The 17574-nt window shown below is 68.6% G+C and carries 18 protein-coding genes; 6 read left to right on the top strand and 12 right to left on the bottom strand.

All coding sequences use genetic code 11. The features are described from left to right. Positions 1-20 precede the first annotated feature (20 nt). The gene (locus tag VXJ25_RS04250; RefSeq protein WP_330957971.1) at positions 21-683 is read left to right on the top strand and encodes a Maf family protein; all 663 of its coding nucleotides are present in this window, start codon (positions 21-23) and stop codon (positions 681-683) included. A gap of 101 nt (positions 684-784) precedes the next feature. Then, the gene (locus VXJ25_RS04245; RefSeq protein WP_330957970.1) at positions 785-1810 is read left to right on the top strand and encodes a P1 family peptidase; all 1026 of its coding nucleotides are present in this window, start codon (positions 785-787) and stop codon (positions 1808-1810) included. Here VXJ25_RS04245 and VXJ25_RS04240 read toward each other — a convergent pair. After that, on the bottom strand, positions 1807-2841 hold the full coding sequence (locus VXJ25_RS04240; RefSeq protein WP_330957969.1) for a glycosyltransferase family 2 protein: 1035 nt from the start codon (positions 2839-2841) through the stop codon (positions 1807-1809). The genes VXJ25_RS04245 and VXJ25_RS04240 overlap by 4 nt on opposite strands. A gap of 59 nt (positions 2842-2900) precedes the next feature. Then, the gene (gene glf / locus VXJ25_RS04235) at positions 2901-4100 is read right to left on the bottom strand and encodes a UDP-galactopyranose mutase (RefSeq protein ID WP_330957968.1); all 1200 of its coding nucleotides are present in this window, start codon (positions 4098-4100) and stop codon (positions 2901-2903) included. A gap of 195 nt (positions 4101-4295) precedes the next feature. Here glf and pta point away from each other — a divergent pair, with 195 nt between their 5' ends. After that, positions 4296-5276, top strand: coding sequence for a phosphate acetyltransferase (gene pta / locus VXJ25_RS04230; RefSeq protein WP_330957967.1), 981 nt, complete (start codon positions 4296-4298; stop codon positions 5274-5276). Between the two features lie 128 nt (positions 5277-5404). Here pta and VXJ25_RS04225 read toward each other — a convergent pair whose 3' ends face one another. Both VXJ25_RS04225 and pckA read right to left on the bottom strand, forming a co-directional pair. Then, positions 5405-5926, bottom strand: a complete 522-nt coding sequence (locus tag VXJ25_RS04225) for a low molecular weight protein-tyrosine-phosphatase (RefSeq protein WP_330958093.1) — start codon at positions 5924-5926, stop codon at positions 5405-5407. A 146-nt stretch (positions 5927-6072) separates the two neighbouring features. Then, positions 6073-7665 carry a phosphoenolpyruvate carboxykinase (ATP) gene (gene pckA, locus VXJ25_RS04220; RefSeq protein ID WP_330957966.1) on the bottom strand — a complete coding sequence of 531 codons (1593 nt, stop codon included), beginning with the start codon at positions 7663-7665 and terminating at the stop codon, positions 6073-6075. Positions 7666-7955: 290 nt separating this feature from the next. On the opposite strand from pckA, the gene VXJ25_RS04215 reads away from it, so the two are divergent. Beyond that, positions 7956-8831 (top strand): aldose 1-epimerase family protein, encoded by an 876-nt coding sequence (locus tag VXJ25_RS04215; RefSeq protein ID WP_330957965.1) that lies wholly within the window; start codon positions 7956-7958, stop codon positions 8829-8831. A 54-nt stretch (positions 8832-8885) separates the two neighbouring features. Continuing rightward, positions 8886-9392 (top strand): GNAT family N-acetyltransferase, encoded by a 507-nt coding sequence (locus tag VXJ25_RS04210; protein ID WP_330957964.1) that lies wholly within the window; start codon positions 8886-8888, stop codon positions 9390-9392. A gap of 10 nt (positions 9393-9402) precedes the next feature. Here the strand turns inward: VXJ25_RS04210 and VXJ25_RS04205 are convergent, their stop codons facing one another. From VXJ25_RS04205 to rnd, 7 genes are all read right to left on the bottom strand, one after another. Continuing rightward, entirely contained in the window at positions 9403-10026 is a 624-nt protein-coding gene (locus VXJ25_RS04205) for an HAD family hydrolase (RefSeq protein ID WP_330957963.1), read from the bottom strand. A 169-nt stretch (positions 10027-10195) separates the two neighbouring features. Further along, a complete protein-coding gene (locus VXJ25_RS04200) occupies positions 10196-11377 on the bottom strand; it encodes an acetate/propionate family kinase (protein WP_330957962.1) in 1182 nt (393 codons plus the stop codon). Positions 11378-11579: 202 nt separating this feature from the next. After that, on the bottom strand, positions 11580-11927 hold the full coding sequence (locus VXJ25_RS04195; protein ID WP_330957961.1) for a histidine triad nucleotide-binding protein: 348 nt from the start codon (positions 11925-11927) through the stop codon (positions 11580-11582). Between the two features lie 33 nt (positions 11928-11960). After that, entirely contained in the window at positions 11961-12242 is a 282-nt protein-coding gene (gene xseB, locus VXJ25_RS04190) for an exodeoxyribonuclease VII small subunit (RefSeq protein WP_330957960.1), read from the bottom strand. Between the two features lie 33 nt (positions 12243-12275). Continuing rightward, positions 12276-13619 (bottom strand): exodeoxyribonuclease VII large subunit, encoded by a 1344-nt coding sequence (xseA, locus tag VXJ25_RS04185; RefSeq protein WP_330957959.1) that lies wholly within the window; start codon positions 13617-13619, stop codon positions 12276-12278. A 1-nt stretch (position 13620) separates the two neighbouring features. Then, complete coding sequence (locus VXJ25_RS04180) at positions 13621-14304, bottom strand: zinc metallopeptidase (protein WP_330957958.1); 684 nt, start codon at positions 14302-14304, stop codon at positions 13621-13623. 138 nt (positions 14305-14442) lie between these two features. Beyond that, the gene (gene rnd / locus VXJ25_RS04175) at positions 14443-15570 is read right to left on the bottom strand and encodes a ribonuclease D (protein ID WP_330957957.1); all 1128 of its coding nucleotides are present in this window, start codon (positions 15568-15570) and stop codon (positions 14443-14445) included. Positions 15571-15741: 171 nt separating this feature from the next. Between rnd and VXJ25_RS04170 the strand changes: the two genes are divergently transcribed. Further along, positions 15742-16734: a diacylglycerol/lipid kinase family protein gene (locus VXJ25_RS04170; protein WP_330957956.1), complete on the top strand. Its 993-nt coding sequence runs from the start codon at positions 15742-15744 to the stop codon at positions 16732-16734. Here VXJ25_RS04170 and VXJ25_RS04165 read toward each other — a convergent pair. Then, positions 16731-17465 (bottom strand): TetR/AcrR family transcriptional regulator, encoded by a 735-nt coding sequence (locus tag VXJ25_RS04165; RefSeq protein ID WP_330957955.1) that lies wholly within the window; start codon positions 17463-17465, stop codon positions 16731-16733. The two genes, VXJ25_RS04170 and VXJ25_RS04165, sit on opposite strands and share 4 nt — an antisense overlap. Between the last annotated feature and the right edge of the window lie 109 nt (positions 17466-17574).

Raw genomic sequence — 17574 nt, 5'->3', positions numbered from 1 at the left:
TCTTTCGAACGGAGCATCCCATGATCCTCGCATCGGCATCACCACGCAGGCGACAGCTCCTCGAGCGCGCGGGCTTCTCGCTCGAGGTCCGCCCCGCCGACATCGACGAGACGAGGCGGGTGGGCGAGGCGCCCGTCGACCTCGTGCGACGCCTCGCGACCGAGAAGGCGCATGCGACCTGGTCCTCACTCGGCGATTGCGGCGCCTCGGAGCCGCTCGTCGCCGCCGACACCATCGTCTGGACCGCGTCTGGCGAAGTCCTCGGCAAGCCCTCCGACGAGGACGCGGCGGTGCGCATGCTCCGCGAGCTCTCCGGAGTGGTCCACCACGTCACCACGGGCGTGTGCCTCATGCTCCCGGCTCCCGGCACCGCGGTGGAAGCCCCTGTCGAGTCCAGCTTCACGGAGACGACCTCGGTGCGCTTCTACCCCCTCACGGACGAGGAGATCCGGGCGTACGTCGCCAGCGGCGAGCCGATGGACAAGGCCGGCGCCTACGGCATCCAGGGCACGGGCGGCCTCTTCGTCGCCGGCATCGAGGGAGACTGGAGCAACGTGGTGGGCCTTCCCGTCGCTCGCCTCGTGAGGGAGCTCGACGCCCTTCTCCGCTCGCGCGGAGGGGCGGAGAAGGACCTGCTCTTCGAGCTGCTCTCCCGCAAGCCGGGCGACCCGAGCGCCCTCTGAGGGCGGACGCGCCCGCCCCAGCCGCGCCTCCCGCCCCGCACGGCACCCAACCCGGTTTCCAGCCCGCAATTGCCCGCACGCGCGTCAGAAAGGCGGCAGCCATGCCAGAGCCCACGCCCACGAGCGTCACCCAGATCCCCGGCGTCTTCGCCGCTCACGCCACCCTCGCCGAGGGGGGCACCGGCTGCACCGTGATCGTCTGCCCCAAGGGGGCGACGGGAGGCGTCGACGTGCGCGGCGGCTCGCCCGCCACCCGCGAGACGGACCTCCTGCGTCCGGAGGAGACGGTACAGGTGCTCAACGCCGTGGTGCTCTCGGGTGGCAGCGCCTACGGCCTCGCCGCCTCCTGCGGCGTCGCCGAGGAGCTCGAGCGCCAGGGGATCGGCCTCAACGTCGGTGCGGGCGTCGTACCCATCGTCTCCTCGGCCTGCCTCTTCGACCTGCCCGTCGGCGACTTCTCCTCCCGTCCCGGCATCGGCGAGGGCGCCGAGGCGACCAGGCGCGCCCTCGCCTCCCAAGGCGTCCCCCTCGAGCGCGGCTGCGTCGGCGCCGGCACGGGCTGTACCGTCGGCAAGCTCGCAGGGCCCGAGCGCGCCATGAAGTCCGGGGTCGGCGAGTGCGTGCTCTGCTCCGCAGACCTCGTGTGCGGCGCCGTGAGTGCCGTCAACGCCCTCGGCAACGTCTGCGACCCGGACACCGGCGAGGCGATCGCGGGCACGCTCTCCCCCGACGGCACCCGCGTGGCGGACGCCTGCGAGCTCCTGCTCGACGCCAACGAGCGCTCGGGATTCTCGAAGACCGCAGAGGAGAACGAGCGCGCCAACGCGGCGAGGCAGCCCGCGCCGCGCACGAACACCACGATCTCCTGCGTGGTGACGAACGCCCGCCTCACCAAGGCCCAGGCCACGAAGGTCGCCCAGATGTCGGCCGACGCCTACGCCCACGCGATCCGGCCGACGCACACGACCTCCGACGGCGACACCGTCTTCGTGATGGCGACGGGCGACGTCGATGCCGCCCCCGACGTCGTCGGCGTCCTCGCGACGCGCGCGCTCGAGCTCGCCATCGCCGACGCCGCCCGCTCCGCTTGGGGGGCGTACGGCCTCAAGGCGGCCGCGGACCTCTAGTTGAACTTCACCAGTCGCTGCGCGATGCGGTAGATGATGATCGTGGCCTTCTCGCCGCCTGCCTTGGGGAGGTTGCTGTAGATGCCCACGAGACCGTAGCGCACGCGCAGGTACATGCGACGGTCGTAGCCCTTGAGCTCGTCCCAGAGCCCCTTGAGGTTCGCCTTCGCGTCGGGCTTGTCGGAGAGCTTCGAGAAGACCGAGCTCACCGCCATCATCAGGGTGAAGTAGCCCATCATGTAGGAGCGCAGCCTCGCGCTCGGCACGTCCTCGTAGAGGTGGTAGGCGTGCATCATGACCCGCGTGATCCTGAGCTGCTGGTCGATCCTGGAGACCATGACCTGCTCGTTCACGCTCTGGTCCCCGCGGCCGATGAAGTAGCGGTAGAGGTCGACCGGCAGGTAGTAGATGGTCTTGCAGCGGGGCAGCGGCACGTAGGCGTAGATGTTGTCCACGTAGAAGGTGTGCGCCGGCATGGGGACGCCGCCGTCGCGCAGGACGTCCGTGCGGTAGCACAGGGAGTGCATGAGCAGGTTCTGCGAGAGGTTGAAGTGCCCGATCTGGTCCCACGTGATGACCTTGTTCTTGGGGACCGCAAAGCCGTAGTCGACGACCTTCTGGGTGTCGTCCTCCACGTGCTCGTACACGTAGTTGGTGATCACTAGGTCGACGCGGACGTCGTAAGCGATGAACGCGCGGAGCTTGTCGAGGAGCTGGCGCAGCGCGTCCGCGTCCACCCAGTCGTCGGAGTCGACCACCTTGTAGTAGGTGCCCTCGGCGTTCTCCAGGCCCTTGAGCACGGCGATGCCGTGACCGCCGTTCTCCTGGTGCACCGCCTTCACGATGGTCGGGTAGCGCTCCTGCCACCCCTGCGCCTTGGCCAGGGTGTCGTCCTTGGTGGAGCCGTCGTCCACGACGACGATCTCGACGTCCTCGGCGTAGCCGCTCCCCTCGAGTATGGAGCTGATGCAGTGGTCCATGTACTCCGCGGAGTTGTAGCACGGGATGCCGAACGTGATGGTCTTGTTCATAGGTCGCCTACCCCACAAAGAAAGAGCCGCCGCACGTGGCGGCGGCGAGGGCTCCGGGTCTAGTGCTGGCTGATCAGCTCGTCTGATAGGTCGAGCGCGGAGGCCGTGACCCCGTCCATGTCGTAGTAGCGGTACTCCGCCAGGCGTCCGACCACGTGGAAGTTGAGCAGTCCGGCGACCCTGTCGCGGTACCTCCTGTAGAGCTCGAGGTTCTCTGGCTCGTTGATCACGTAGTAGGGGGTCTCGCCGACGCCGGGCAGGTAGGTGCGCGAGTACTCGCGCATGATGGTGGTCTTGCCCGGCACGACCTGACCGGTCATGTTCTTGAACTCCGTGATACGCGTGAAGTTCTCCGAGACGGTGTAGTTCACGGTGCCGACCGGCTGGAACTGGTCCTCGTCCAGCGTCTCGAAGACCATGTCGACCGTGCGGTACGGCAGGGCACCGAGGTCGAAGTCGAAGAGCTCGTCCAGGGCGCCGGTGTAGATGACCTCGCCGCCGTAGCTCTTGCCACAGACCGAGAGCTTGGTGTCCGTGATGTCGAAGACGTCGCGCGCGTCCACGTCGAGGAAGACGTCGATGAGGTCGTGGCCGAGCATGCGCTCGAAGAGCTTGGTGTAGCTCTCCGCCGGCATGCCCTGGTGCGGGGCCTGCGGGAAGTAGCGGTCGTCGTTGCCGACGAAGACGGGGACCCTGCCCATGACCGCGGGGTCGATCTGGTCGGGCGTCTTGCCCCACTGCTTCATCGTGTAGTGCAGGAAGACGTTCTCGTAGACGTAGTCCGCGACGCGCTCGAGGTCGGGGTCGTTCTTCTTACGGAGCTCCATTATGGGGACCTTCTTGTCCTGGCCGAAGGTGCCCACGAGCTTCTGGTAGAGGCGCTCCCCCTCCTCGTCGCCGAAGGCGAGCTTGAGGGAGGCGTGGTTGAAGGGGACCGGCATCAGGGTGCCGTGCACGTTGGCGAGCACCTTGTGCTGGTAGGGCGTCCAGTCCGTGAAGCGCGAGAGGAAGGTGTCCACGCGGTCGTCCGTCGTGTGGTAGATGTGCGGGCCGTACTTGTGGACAAGGATGCCCGCCTCGTCGTAGTAGTCGTACGCGTTGCCCGCGATGTGGTCCCTGCGCTCGAGCACGCACACCTTGTAGTTCACGGCCTCGGCGAGGCGACGAGCACAGACGGCACCGGCGAAGCCCGCACCGACAATGATCGCATCGTACGCGTTCGGATTGAATCCCGCGGGCAGCCCGCTCTCTATGCTCATTGAGGACCTCTGGTTTCTCGCCGGTTGGAAGGTGGGCTCGAACGTGCCCAAGAACTCGGACAGATTCTAGCACGCACCCCTATAATGACTACCGGTTACACCAAATACTCAACGTACGGCACGTTGGGAAGCCCGAGGGGCACCTGCGACGACCGGCCGCGGCGCACCCTGGGCGCGAGGAGGAGGAGACCTCACATGAGCGAATTTCTGGATAGGATGAAGGCTTGCGCCACGGCCGACCGCAAGACGATCGTGCTCCCCGAGGGCGAGGACCCGCGCACCATCGCCGCTGCCGAGAAGATCGTGGCGGAGGGACTGGCGAACCTTGTCATCCTGGGCGACCCCGAGACGGTCAAGGTCGAGGGGGTCACGGTCATCGACCCCAAGACCTCTGACAGGCACGAGGCCTACGCCGAGAAGTTCGCCGAGCTCCGCAAGAAGAAGGGCGTCACGCTCGAGCAGGCGCGCGAGCAGATGGACGACGCCACCTACTTCGGCACCATGATGGTCAAGATGGGTGACGCCGACGGCCTGGTCTCCGGCGCCTGCCACTCCACCGCAAACACCCTGCGCCCCGCGCTCCAGATCCTGAAGACCGCCCCGGGCACCAAGCTCGTCTCGGCCTTCTTCATCATGTGCACCGACAAGCCCGAGTACGGCGAGAACGGCACCCTGCTCTTCGCGGACTGCGGCCTGAACATCAACCCCACCGCCGACGAGCTCTCCGAGATCGCGATCGCCTCCGCCGCGTCCTGGAGGACCTACATGGGCAGCGACCCCAAGGTGGCCATGCTGTCCTTCTCCACCAAGGGCTCCGCGAAGGGCGACGTCCCGACCAAGGTCCAGGAGGCCACCGAGCTCGCGCACCAGAAGGCCCCCGAGCTCGCCCTCGACGGCGACCTCCAGCTTGACGCCTCCCTCGTCCCCGAGGTCGCGTCCCTCAAGGCCCCCGGCTCCACGGTCGCCGGCCACGCCAACGTCCTCGTCTTCCCCGACCTCGAGTCCGGCAACATCGGCTACAAGCTCGTCCAGCGCTTCGCGGACGCCGAGGCCTACGGCCCCATCCTGCAGGGCATCGCCAAGCCGGTGAACGACCTCAGCCGCGGCTGCTCCGCCGACGACATCGTGGGCGTCGTGGCCATCACCGCCGTCCAGGCGCAGATGGCCGACAAGTAGCACGTACTGGACGGCTCGCGGAGGGCACGACGCCTTTCCGCTCCAGCAGAGGAGGCCCGTCACCGTCACGGTGGCGGGCCTCCTCATCGAAAGGTTGGGACCAGATCGTCCTGTCGCCGGCACGCTCCCTACTCGGGACTTTGGCTCAGCAGCCTCTGCAGCATGGCCGAGCAACCAGCGTAGACGTCTCGGAAGGTGGCGTTGAAGTCGCCCGTGTACCAGGGGTCGGCAACGTCGCGAGGGGTGCCGGTCCAGTCCATGAGCAGCGACACCTTGCCTAGTGGATCTGAGCGGCGCGCCTGGTCGGGCGAGACGGGATCCCACGAACAGCCGTAGCCCTTCTCGCCCGAGAGCAGCCTGTACATGCCCGCGAGGTTCTCCGCGTCCATGCCGACCAGGTAGTCGAAGCGCTCGTAGTCCGCAGGACCCATCTGCCGGGAACGGTGGTGGCCGCACGGGATGCCCTCGCGCGCCAAGACTTGACGGGTACCCGGATGCACGTCGTTGCCGATCTCCTCCTGGCTCGTCGCCGCAGAGTCCACCAGGACGCGCTCGCGGACGCCAGCGCGACCGGCGAGCTCCCTCATGACGTACTCGGCCATCGTCGACCTACAGATGTTGCCGTGGCAGACGAACAGGATCCTGTGCATCAACGGGACCTCCCCTCGTGGGCCGAGACCGCCCCGGCCGTTGGGACATCGCCTACATGAACTCGTGGGCGATGGGACCGAGCGCGCCGAAGGGCGTAGCTGCACTCCTCGTCGGCGCGCTCGGGCACCATGTCCAGCTCGTCCCCTTACGCCGAGTGCGGGCCGGCGGCGCGGACCTCCTCGGCCATGTCCGGGTACTTCTCGGCCGCGTTCCTCTCGAACATCGCCGCGAGGCGCCTCGCCTGCTCGTCGTAGGCGGCCTTGTCCGCCCAGGTCTCGCGCGGGTTGAGCACGTGCTCCGGCACGCCCTCGATGTGCTGCGGGACGTCCAGGTTGAAGACGTCGTCGTGGACGAAGCGGCCCTGCTCCACCGCGCCCGTCAGCGCCGCCGTGACCATGGCCCTCGTGTAGGAGAGCTTGATGCGCTCGCCGGTGCCGTAGGGGCCGCCGGTCCAGCCCGTGTTGATGAGGTAGACGCGCGTGCCGTAGCGCTCCATGCGCTCGCCGAACATGTCCGCGTAGACGAGCGGGTTCAGCGGCATGAAGGGCTCGCCGAACAGGGTGGAGAAGGTCGGCGTGGGCTCGGTGATGCCGCGCTCGGTGCCCGCAACCTTGCTCGTGAAGCCCGAGACGAACTGGTACATGGCCGCGTCCTTGCTCAGGCGCGAGATCGGCGGCAGCACGCCGAAGGCGTCTGCGGTGAGCATGATGACCACCTTGGGGACGCCGCCGTAGCCCAGGAGCTGCGCGTTGTCGATGTACTCGACCGGGTAGGAGACGCGCGTGTTCTCCGTGAGCGAGCCGTCGAAGTAGTCGGGCTCGCGCGTGGCCGGGTTGACCACGACGTTCTCCGCGAGCGCGCCGAAGCGGATGGCGGAGTAGATCTGCGGCTCGGTCACGTAGGAGATGCGGATCGCCTTGGCGTAGCAGCCGCCCTCGAAGTTGAAGACGCCGTCGTCGGCCCAGCCGTGCTCGTCGTCGCCGATCAGGGCGCGGTTGGGGTCGGCGGAGAGGGTCGTCTTGCCGGTGCCGGAGAGCCCGAAGAAGACGGCGGTGTCGCCGGTCATGGGGTCCATGTTGCAGCTCGAGTGCATGGGCAGCACGCCCTCCTCGACCGGCATCAGGTAGTTCATGGTCGAGAAGATCGACTTCTTGATCTCCCCGGAGTACTGCGTGCCGGCGATGACGATCTGTCGCTCCCTGAAGTTGATCATCACGCAGGCCTCGGAGTTGATGCCGTAGCGCTCGGGGTCGAGCTTGAGCATGGGCGCCGCCAGGACCGTGAAGTCGGGCTCGCCGTAGTCCTCGAGCTCCTTCTGGCTGGGGCGAACGAGCATGTTGCGGACGAAGAGCGCCTGGCTGGCGAGCTCGCAGACGACGAAGTACTTCCGCGCGTACCTGCGGTTAGCGCCGGCGAGCCCGTGGACGACGAAGAGGTCGCGCGAGGCGAGGTAGTCGCAGACCTCCCGCTTGATGGCGTGGTAGGTGTCCTCGCTGATGGGCATGTTGACGGAGCCCCACGCGATCTTGTCGTGGACGTCCTCGGTGTCGACGATGAAGCGGTCCTTGGGGGAGCGGCCCGTGTAGCGGCCGGTGGTGACGGCGAAGGCGCCGGTGTCGGTGAGCACGCCCTCCCCGCGCGAGAGCGCCTTCTCCACGAGAACTGCCGGTGACGCGTCGATGAGGACCGCACCCGTGCGGTCCTTGATCCCTGCCTTTGTGAGACGATCGTCGATCATGGTGCCTCCTCTTGAGACCCGGGGTGGCCCCTGGTGCCGCCTGCCGGCCGGGTCCTGGTGGACGTGCGGGCAAACTCGGTCAAGTATGCCCCACGCGTGCCGCCGACGGCCCATCCGTAACAGGATGGTCGCCTTACCTGCGGCTCTTCGGGGGCGAGCGGCAGCGTTTTTTCTCCGGGCGCCGGTCCGCCGGGGCCCGTAAGGTGCGATACTCGAACACGCGGCGCGAGAGTCGGCCGAGGCTGCGCCCTGGCCGCGTCAGCGCCTTGGCCACGAGGTTGGGGGACACGATGAGCATCACCACGATTCGCACGGACGGTCTCGAGGCAAGCGTCGACTCGGCGGGCGCCCAGCTCATGAGCCTCAGGCTCGAAGGCGTCGAGTACCTCTGGCAGGGCGACCCCACCTGGTGGCCCCGGAGGGCGCCCGTGCTCTTCCCGATCGTGGGCAACCTGCGCGACGGGCGCGCCGAGTCCGCCCAGGGCGAGGTGCGCCTCGGCCGGCACGGGCTCGCCCGCGGCCTCGAGCACGCGATCGAGCGCGCCGAGGCGGACTCCGTCACCTACGACCTCAGGAGCACGCCCGAGACCCGCGAGCGCTACCCCTTCGACTTCGAGCTCGAGATGACCTACCGCCTCGCTGGCGGCGCCCTCGAGCAGCGCTTCGTCGTGACCAACACCGGCAAGGTAACGCTGCCCTACGTCGTCGGCGGCCACCCCGCCTTCAACGTGCCCCTCGCGGCCGGCGAGTCCTTCTCCGACTACCGCCTCGAGTTCGCGCGCCCCTGGACCTGCTCGAGCCCCGTGCTCGAGCCCGAGAGCGGCCTGTGGGACCGAGGCCGGAAGGTCCCCCTCCTCGAGGATGCAGACGTCCTGCCCCTCTCCCGCGAGCTCCTGGCGCACGACGCGCTCCTGCTCGCAGACGTGCCCGGGCGCACGGTGACGCTCGCCGGCCCCGCCGGCCACGGGGTCAGGGTGGACTTCGACGGCTTCGACTACCTGGGCGTCTGGAGCGCCGCCAACGACGCCCCCTTCGTCGCGATCGAGCCGTGGCGCGGTCCTTCGACCTTCGCGGACGCGGACGACGTCTTCGAGCACAAGCCGGGGATGGACTTCCTGGAGCCTCAGGAAAGCTCGGAATATTGGTTTAGGATAATCCCCTTCTGAGCATAATCCCCTAGGCCCTGCGCGGGCGATGCCACGAGACGAGAAGGATGGACCATGAGAATTCGCAAGGCCACCGAGGCCGAGATCAGCTCCTGTGTCGAGCTCTACGAGGTGGCGCGCGGCTACATGCGCGCCAACGGCAACCACGTGCAGTGGACGGGGGGCTACCCCTCCCTCGAGACCGCCCGGCACGACTTCGAGCAGGGCCACCTCTACGTCTGCGAGGAGGACGGCAGCCTGCTCGCCTGCTTCACCTTCTTCCTCGGCCCCGACCCGGCCTACGCCAGGATCGAGGACGGCGCGTGGATCAACGACGACCCCTACTGGGTGATGCGCCGCATCGCCGTCGGGGTGCAGGGAAGGGGCGTGGGCTCCTTCTGCCTCCACTGGATCAAGGAGCAGTGCGACAACGCCCGGGCAGACACGCACGAGCTCAACGCGGCCATGCAGGCCGTCTTCGTGAAGTGCGGCTTCGCCCGCTGCGGCACCATCTACACGGCCGAAGGCTCGCCGCGCGTGGCCTACCAGTACGTGGCCACCGAGGCGAGGCTCGCCTCCTAGGGGCCGCCCCCTAGAGGAGCTCGAGCACCTGGCGCGGCTCCTCGAGGCGGGCGACCTCCCCTACCCCGCGCCTGAGGGGACGGGGCCGCCAGGCGGCGAGCGCGAAGTCCACGCCCGCAGCCCGGGCGCACTCGGCGTCGACGAGGCCGTCGCCCACGTAGAGGACGTCTCCTGCCTCGGCCCCGCTCCAGGCGAGGTAGGACTCGAGCGGCTCCGGGTCGGGCTTGTGCCGTTCCGTGTCCTCCGCCACGACAACGTGCGCGAGCAGCCGCGAGACGTCGAAGGTCGCGAAGCCGCGCTCCATCTCGGAGCGGGTCTCGGCCGTCACCGCCCCGAGCCTCACGCCGCTCCGGGCGAGCCCGGCCAGGACCTCGGGCACGCCGTCGAAGACCACGACCTCGTCCCAGTGCGCGAGGAGGTTCCTGATCCAGCGCTCCTGCGTCCCCTCGTCGCCCGGCAGCCCCATGCGCTCGAGCGCGGGCCCAGCGGGCAGGCCGTTGCCGAGCGCCGCCTCCTGGGGAGTGAGCCTGCGGCCCACGAGCTCCAGTGCGAGGTCGTCGAGGCCCGCACGAATCGCCCGCGTCGAGTCGATGAGCGTGCCGTCTATGTCGAAGACCACGTCCGTGTAGCGCATCTGCCACCATCCCTCTCGCGCCCGGCGCGCCCGCAGGACCCGCCGCGGCAGGGCGCGGCGGGCGTCCTGCCGGGCCGCCACCACATGCGAGGGGGCGGCGGCCGCAAGCGACCACCGCCCCGAACGACGGGTCCTTGTCGGACCCTTGTCCTTGTCGGACCCTATCTCGCTACTTGGAGAGCAGCTCCTGGACGTCGAGGGCGATCATGAGCTCCTCGTTCGTCGGGACAACGAGGACCTTGATCTTGGAGTCCTCCGTGGAGATGACGCGCGGGTCGTCGGAGCGGACGGAGTTCTTCTCCTCGTCGATCTTGACGCCGAACCACGCGAGCTCCTTGCAGATGGCGGAGCGGAAGGTGTCGGAGTTCTCGCCGATGCCGGCGGAGAAGGCCATGGTGTCGAAGCCGTGCATGGACTGGGCCATCTCGGCGATCAGCTGGGAGGTGCGGTAGAAGAACATGTCGAGGGCCATCTGGCAGTGGGCGTCGCCCTTCTGGGCGCGCTCCTCCACGTCGCGGGTGTCGGAGGACACGCCGGAGATGGCGAGGATGCCGGACTGCTTGTTCATCATCGTGTCGACCTCGTCGATGGTGTAGCCGCCCTCGCGCACGAGGTAGCAGACGGTCGCCGGGTCGATGGTGCCGCAGCGGGTGCCCATGATGAGGCCGTCGAGCGGGGTGAGGCCCATCGTGGTGTCCATGTCGTGGCCGTCCTGGATGGCCGAGAGGGACGCGCCGGAGCCGAGGTGGCAGGAGACGAGCTTGTGGACGTCGTCGCCGAGCAGCTCCTTGGTGGTCTTCCAGATGTAGCGGTGGCTCGTGCCGTGGGCACCGTACTTGCGGATGTGCAGCTTGTCGACAACGTCGCGCGGGAGGGCGTAGCGGTGCGCCTTCTCGGGGATGTTGTAGTGGAAGGAGGTGTCCGCCACGATCACGTTGCCGATCGAGGGGAACATGTCGCGGCAGATCTCGATGACGTCCGCCTCGGCGTAGTTGTGCAGCGGCGCCAGCGGGGCGACCTCGCGGACCCAGCCGAGCGTCTCGTCGGTGACGACCTTGGACTCGGGGAAGTACCAGCCGCCCTGAACGACGCGGTGGCCGATGCCCTCGATCTTGCTCTGGTCGAAGCCGGCCTCCTCGAGCAGCTGGAAGACGTGCTTGATGGCCGTCTTGTGGTCGGGAAGGGCGACCTCGAGCTTCTGCTTCTCGCCGCCCCTCACCGTGTAGCCGATGAAGGAGCCATCGATGCCGATGCGCTCGCAGTTGCCCTTGGTGAAGACCTCGCGGGTCTCGGTGTTGAGCAGCTGATACTTGAGCGAAGAGCTGCCGGCATTGATAACCAGTACGTTCATGAATTCCTCTCCTCGAAGACCTGGTCGTCCCGTGAACGGGCCGAAAAAATAACGGGCAGTTAGAATAATAACCCCAAAGACAACCATCCGGGGCGAATTGGGGCGACGCCCTCCTGTCCGGCGGACGGAGGGCGTCGCTCGGCGGGGGGGCTCGCGCGCGGCGCACGCACCCAGCGGGGCCGCCGCGCCTCGTGCCGCCTGCCTACCGCTCGGGCAGCAGCCCCTTGCCGAGGAACTCGCCGCCGAGCACGTGGACGTGCAGGTGCTGCACGACCTGGTCGGCGTCGGCGCCCGCGTTGGAGATGACCCTGAAGCCGCTCTTGTCGACGCCCGTGCGGCGCGCGACCTCCCTCACGGCGCGGCCGAGGGCGGCAAGCACCTCGTCGGGCACGTCCTCGCCGAGGTTCACGTAGTGGGCCTTGGGCACCACCAGCACGTGGACCGGCGCCTCGGGGTTCGCGTCCCTGAAGGCGCAGACCAGGTCATCCTCGTAGACGTAGTCGCCCTCGATCTCGTGGTTTGCGATCTTGCAGAAAATGCAGTCCGACATAGCGTCTCCCCTACTCTCGCGTCTTTTCGTGCCCTACTCGCCCAGGAAGGCCGTCGACGGCGCGTCGGTCGTGTCCGGCAGCGCCTCGTCGTTGCTGGCGTCGAGAAGGACGCGCACCTTCTGCTCGGCGTCGGCCAGCCGCGCCCTCAGGCTCTTCAGCAGCTCCACGCCGCGGCTGTAGCGCTCGAGTGACTCCTCGAGCTCGAGGTCGCCGGCCTCCAGCGAGCGCACGATGTGCTCGAGCTCCGTCGACGCCTCCTTGAAGGTCATGTCCTCGACCCTCCTGGGCTCGTCCTTGGTCTGCTGCTCCTCCATTGGCTTCCTTTCTCGCGCGCCGGCGGCCCGCCGCTAGCGCCCTTCCCTCTTCTCCGTGACCTGGGCCTTGACCGACCCCCTGCCGAGCAGGACCTCGATGCCGTCGCCGCGCTCGACCTGCCCCGCGTCCGAGATGACGTGGCCTTCCGCGTCGCGCGCGATGGCGTAGCCGCGGCCGAGCACCTTGAGCGGCGAGAGGGCGTCGAGCGAGGACGCGAGCCGCGCGAGGTCGGACTCGTAGGGTCGAAGGAGGCGCGGGCCCACGTCGATCAGGCGCGTCGCGTCCTGGTCGAGGGCGCGGCGACGGCGCTGGAGCGACGTCGGGATCGCATCGTGCAGGCGCTGCTCGCTCATGCGCAGCTGGTCGAGGCGGTCCGTGACCATGCTCATGGGCTCGCGGAAGACCCTGCGGCTCGCGAGGGAGCCCACGTAGACCTCCTCGCGCCCGAGTCGCGCCCGCTCCGAGCGCCCCGCGCGGGCGCCGAGCTCCTCGACGCGCTGCGACTCGCGCGCCACCATCGTCGCCACCGCCTTGCCGAGGCGGTCCTGGCGTGCGTTGATCGTCTCCACCACCTCGTCGATGGCGGGCGCGACGGACTCGGCGGCTGCGGTGGGCGTGGAGGCCCTCCTGTCCGCGACCATGTCGCAGATGGAGGTGTCGGGCTCGTGGCCGATGCCCGTCACCACCGGCACCGGGCAGGCGGCGACCGCCCGGGCGAGCGCCTCGTCGTTGAAGGTCATGAGGTCCTCGAAGGAGCCGCCGCCCCTCACGAGCAGGATCGCCTCCGGTCGGGCGGCGGCGGCGACCGCGAGCGCCCGGATGATGGTGGCGGGCGCCCCCTCACCCTGGACCTTGCAGCCCACCTCGTCTATCTCCACCAGGGGGTTCCTCCTGCTGAGCGTGCGTTTGACGTCGTCGATGACGCTGCCGGACAGCGACGTCACGACCGCCACCCTCGTGCAGAAGCGCGGGATGGGCCTCTTGCGGGCGGGGTCCATGAGCCCCTCGCGCTCGAGCCTGCGCGCAAGCTCGGCGACGCGCTGCCTGAGCAGGCCCTCGCCCGCCACCGAGACGGAGCGCGCCACGAACGAGAGGCGCCCCGTCCTCTGGTAGACGTCGAAGCGCCCGGAGAGCTCGAGCTCCATGCCGTCGCGCAGGTCGATCCCGGCGTGCTGATAGGTGCCCTTCCACACGATCACGTCCATCGCGGACTGGTCGTCCTTCACCTGGAAGTAGCAGTGCCCCGAGCGGGCGTTGGGACCCCTGAAGCCGGTCACCTCGCCGGTGACCACGAGCGTGGGAGTGGACGCCACCCGCTGCTTGGCGAGGGAGACGGCGTCGGAGACGCTGAGCGTGACCTTGTCCTCGGCCGCCATGCTAGTCCCTGTCCGTCCGGCCGACGAGGTAGAGCAGCTGCAGGACCGAGACGAGCGCCGCCGCCACGTAGGTGAGGGCGGCCGCCGTGAGGACCTGGCGCGCGCCTCGCTCGTCGATCGCGAGCCCCGCCTGCGAGAGGTAGGCGACCGCCCTGCGGGAGGCGTCGATCTCGACGGGCAGGGTCACGAGCTGGAAGACGACCGAGAAGGCAAACAGGGCGATGGCGAGGTAGACGAAGCCGGTGAGCCCCAGGAATACGCCGACGAGGAACACGACCGCCCACGCCTGCTGCGAGAAGTTCACGACCGGGACGAGCGCCGTGCGGACCCTGCCGGGCACGTAGCCCTTCGCCGTCTGCACCGCGTGGCCCGCCTCGTGGCAGGCCACCGCGACCGAGGCCACCGACGCCCCCTCGAAGTTCTCGTCCGAGAGGTGCAGCCTGTTGTCGCGCGGGTCGTAGTAGTCCGTGAGGTGGCCGGACACGCGCGTGATGCCCACGTCGCGCGCCCCTCCGTCGTCGAGCATGCGGCGGGCGACCTGCGCCCCCGTCATCCCGATGGAGCCCGTCACCTTCGACCACTTCCTGTAGGTCTTGTTGATGTAGCCCTGCGTCAGCCCGCCCAGGGCCAGCGACACCACGACGAGCAGGATGTAGGGCAGGTCATAGTAGAAATAGAACGGCATAGCCTCCACCTCGCAATCCGCGCCGGGCCGCCTTCGCCGACGCCTTGTGTGGTTGTACCCATAAGTCCCGCGCCGCCTCCGGCAGACGCCTGCAAGACCCTAGTCCACGAGGGGGACACGAATTCGCACGGTCACCCCCTACAGGACCTCGATCCTCCCGTCCTTGACCGTGAGCCCCACCGACCCCGAGAGCAGCCCCTCGAGGTCCCTGCCCGCGATCTCGTAGCGCCAGCCCTCCGTGATCTGGGTCGGGCGGCCCTGGGCGAACTCGAGCAGGTCGTCCCTCGTGGCCACGAGCTGCGCGGCGACCCCGGCCCGCTCGGCCTTGAGGCGAAGCAGGGCGTAGAGCAGGTCGACGATGCCCTCGGTCTCCCCCGACGGGCGCTGGCGCCGCCTCATCTCGGGGCACTCCGACGGGTCGCACTCCACCCCGCGCCTCACGGCCTCGAGCAGAAGCCCCGCGTCGCGCGTGCCCACCGAGTCGCCGCCGCGGATCTTCTTGAGCGACTGGATCGTGCGGGGCGCCCTCTTGCAGACCTCGACGATCACCTCGTCGGAGAGCACCCACTTGCGGGGGATGTCCCGGCGCGCAGCCGTCTCCTCGCGCCAGGCGCACACCTCGCGCGCGATGGCCAGCTGGCGGCGGGTCAGCGTGCTCGCGCGCTTGAGGTGCAGGTAGGTCTCGCGCGGGTCGCGAACGAAGTTCCCCTTCGCCGCGTGCGCCGCCATCTCGGGCAGCACCCAGGAGAGGCGGTCGGCCCTCACGAGCTCGTCCATCATCTCTGAGTAGATGCCCGTGAGGTAGCGCACGTCGTCCTCGGCGTACTTGAGCTGCTCGGGGTCGAGCGGGCGCTTCGACCAGTCAGTGAGGGACTCAGCCTTGGGCAGGCGCACGCCGGTGTAGGCCTCGACGAGCGCCCCGTAGCCGATCTGCATGCGGTGCCCCAGGAACGCGGCGGCGACCTGGGTGTCGAAGACGGGCTCGGGCACGCAGCCCATGGCGTCGAAGATCACCTCGAGGTCCTGGCCGCAGGCGTGGAACACCTTGGTGACGTCGGGGTTCTCGAAGAGCGCCCTCAGGGGCGAGAGGTCGTGGATGCGGATGGGGTCGATCGCCGCTATCCTGTCTCCCGCGGCGACCTGCACGAGGCAGAGCAGCGGGTAGTAGGTCTTCTCGCGCAGGAACTCGGTGTCCACCGAGACGACCCTGAGGCCGGACGCGTACGCGCAGAACTCCGCGAGCTTGCCCTCATCCGATATGTACACTGAACCTCCCGGCTGGGACGCGTGCGAAACGGTTACCATGGGCCGAAGGGGCACCCGCTTGGCACCCGCAACCAGCTCCTGCTACGGGCCCAGGCATCCTCCGCCCGGTCCATCATAGCCACAATCCGGACCCTCCCCTCCCATGAGGCACCCGGCGAACGAGGAGAGAGCATGCGCACACTCATCGTCCACAATTCCCAGTCGGGCTTCGGCTCGGACGCGATCTTCGAGTTCGAGCGCTCCCTCCTGCACCCCGGCGACGAGTGCGTCATGCGCATCGTGCGCGAGAAGGGCGACGACGCGCGGGCCCTCGCCGACGCCGAGGAGTTCGACCTAGTCGTGATCTCGGGCGGCGACGGGACGGTCGCGAACATGCTCTACGCCCTGCGCGACCGTGGCGTCCTCACCTGCGTCTTCCCCTCGGGCACGGCCAACCTCTTCTTCAACTGCCTCGGCAACGCGGCCGAGCCCGCCGCGATCGCGCGCGCCTGTCGCATGGGCCGCTGCGCGAACACGGACCTCGGCGAGATCATGTGGCTCGACGAGCGCGGGCGGCGCCACCGCACCGGCTTCGGCCTCATGGCTGGCCTGGGCTACGACGCCCAGCTCATGCAGGCCGCCGTCGCCGCCAAGCGCAGGCTCGGCCAGGCCGCCTACTTCACCGCGGCCCTCTCCAACACCCACCCCACGGTGCAGCGCTTCACCATTACTGTGGACGGGGTCACCTACGAGCGCACGGGCATCTCCTGCATGGTCGCCAACAGCGCGACGATCCAGGGGGACATAGAGATCGTCCCGGGCTGCGCCCTCGACGACGGCACCCTGACGGTCATCATGCTGGAGACGGAGGACGCCGCCCAGCTCCTGAAGCCGCTCTTCCTCGGCCTCATCGACCGCGAGGGAAGGAAGATGGGGCGGCCCCACATCGAGTCCTGGACCGGCCGCGACATCAGGGTGGAGTCCGCCCTGGCGATTCCCATGGAGGTCGACGGGGACGCGGTGGAGGGGCCCGTCAGCACCTACATCGCGCGGGCGCTCCCGGCCTGCAACCAGCTCGTCGTCGACGCGCTCAGCCCCTACGCGCCCGACAGGGAGGGCGAGCCGCGCTTCGGCGAGGTGGACGACGTGGCCTTCCCGCCCTTCGGCGAGGCCCTGAGGCGCTAGCGGGCCGTCTCGCCGCGGGTCGTCTCGCCGCGGGCCGGCGCCGGACGGGGGGCCTGGCCCGCGTGCGTCGCGTTCGCGAGCCACGAGGGGCGCGCGGAGGGCAGCATGCAGGTGGCGTCGTAGTACGCCTCGTGCGCCGCCCTCATGTCGCTGCCGTCGGACAGCCACGGCAGGAAGAGCTCCGAGGCCTGGTGCACCGAGACGATGTAGCCGAAGAGGTCGAGGGGCTTCTCGGTGTCCTCCATGTACTCCGGGTAGGCGAGCGTCAGCTGCGCTATGACCCAGGCCTCGGTCTCGAGGCTCTCGAGCTCACGGCCGTCCTTGATGTGGGGGCGGATCCCGTCGCAGATGACGCGGGTCATGCTCACGCGGATGTTCACGTCCGGCAGGTCTATGTTGCTGAGTAGAACGAGGTCGGGAAGGACGTCGTCGAAGGTCGCGAGAAGCGTCCTCATGTAGCGGTTCGTGTCCGCGTGGCCCCCGGCCTCGTCGGCCGCGACCTCGGTGTTGGCGAGCACGTGCATGGCGAGGCGGTCCAGGGTGTTCTGCGCCACCTGGTGCGCGAGGTCGTACTTGTCGGCATAGTGCCTGTAGAAGGTGCCCTTGTTGACGAGGGCCTCCTTGGTGATCATCTGCACGGTGATCTTGTCGAACGGGTGCTTGGCGAGGAGCTCGAGGAAGGTCCGCTCGATGTTCCGCTTCGTCTTGTACACGCGCATATCTTCGCTCATAGGCAATTTCCCCACAGTCCGTACGATATGCATACGCTCCGTCTCTTTTTGGGAAGATATCATACCATTCGAGCGGATTCTGTTTCTTGCGCTCCTGCGTGCGACTTCA

It is taken from the genome of Olsenella absiana, from assembly GCF_036408855.1.
Taxonomy (GTDB): domain Bacteria; phylum Actinomycetota; class Coriobacteriia; order Coriobacteriales; family Atopobiaceae; genus Olsenella_K; species Olsenella_K absiana.
The sequence above is the reverse complement of the archived record's forward strand: the minus strand, read 5'-3'. Positions and strand labels throughout refer to the sequence as shown.

Coding starts and splice junctions, on each gene's coding strand:
- VXJ25_RS04250 (WP_330957971.1), top strand. CDS start 21: ATGATCCTCGCATCGGCATCACCACGCAGGCGACAGCTCCTCGAGCGC.
- VXJ25_RS04245 (WP_330957970.1), top strand. CDS start 785: ATGCCAGAGCCCACGCCCACGAGCGTCACCCAGATCCCCGGCGTCTTC.
- VXJ25_RS04240 (WP_330957969.1), bottom strand. CDS start 2,841: ATGAACAAGACCATCACGTTCGGCATCCCGTGCTACAACTCCGCGGAG.
- glf (WP_330957968.1), bottom strand. CDS start 4,100: ATGAGCATAGAGAGCGGGCTGCCCGCGGGATTCAATCCGAACGCGTAC.
- pta (WP_330957967.1), top strand. CDS start 4,296: ATGAGCGAATTTCTGGATAGGATGAAGGCTTGCGCCACGGCCGACCGC.
- VXJ25_RS04225 (WP_330958093.1), bottom strand. CDS start 5,926: ATGCACAGGATCCTGTTCGTCTGCCACGGCAACATCTGTAGGTCGACG.
- pckA (WP_330957966.1), bottom strand. CDS start 7,665: ATGATCGACGATCGTCTCACAAAGGCAGGGATCAAGGACCGCACGGGT.
- VXJ25_RS04215 (WP_330957965.1), top strand. CDS start 7,956: ATGAGCATCACCACGATTCGCACGGACGGTCTCGAGGCAAGCGTCGAC.
- VXJ25_RS04210 (WP_330957964.1), top strand. CDS start 8,886: ATGAGAATTCGCAAGGCCACCGAGGCCGAGATCAGCTCCTGTGTCGAG.
- VXJ25_RS04205 (WP_330957963.1), bottom strand. CDS start 10,026: ATGCGCTACACGGACGTGGTCTTCGACATAGACGGCACGCTCATCGAC.
- VXJ25_RS04200 (WP_330957962.1), bottom strand. CDS start 11,377: ATGAACGTACTGGTTATCAATGCCGGCAGCTCTTCGCTCAAGTATCAG.
- VXJ25_RS04195 (WP_330957961.1), bottom strand. CDS start 11,927: ATGTCGGACTGCATTTTCTGCAAGATCGCAAACCACGAGATCGAGGGC.
- xseB (WP_330957960.1), bottom strand. CDS start 12,242: ATGGAGGAGCAGCAGACCAAGGACGAGCCCAGGAGGGTCGAGGACATG.
- xseA (WP_330957959.1), bottom strand. CDS start 13,619: ATGGCGGCCGAGGACAAGGTCACGCTCAGCGTCTCCGACGCCGTCTCC.
- VXJ25_RS04180 (WP_330957958.1), bottom strand. CDS start 14,304: ATGCCGTTCTATTTCTACTATGACCTGCCCTACATCCTGCTCGTCGTG.
- VXJ25_RS04170 (WP_330957956.1), top strand. CDS start 15,742: ATGCGCACACTCATCGTCCACAATTCCCAGTCGGGCTTCGGCTCGGAC.
- VXJ25_RS04165 (WP_330957955.1), bottom strand. CDS start 17,465: ATGAGCGAAGATATGCGCGTGTACAAGACGAAGCGGAACATCGAGCGG.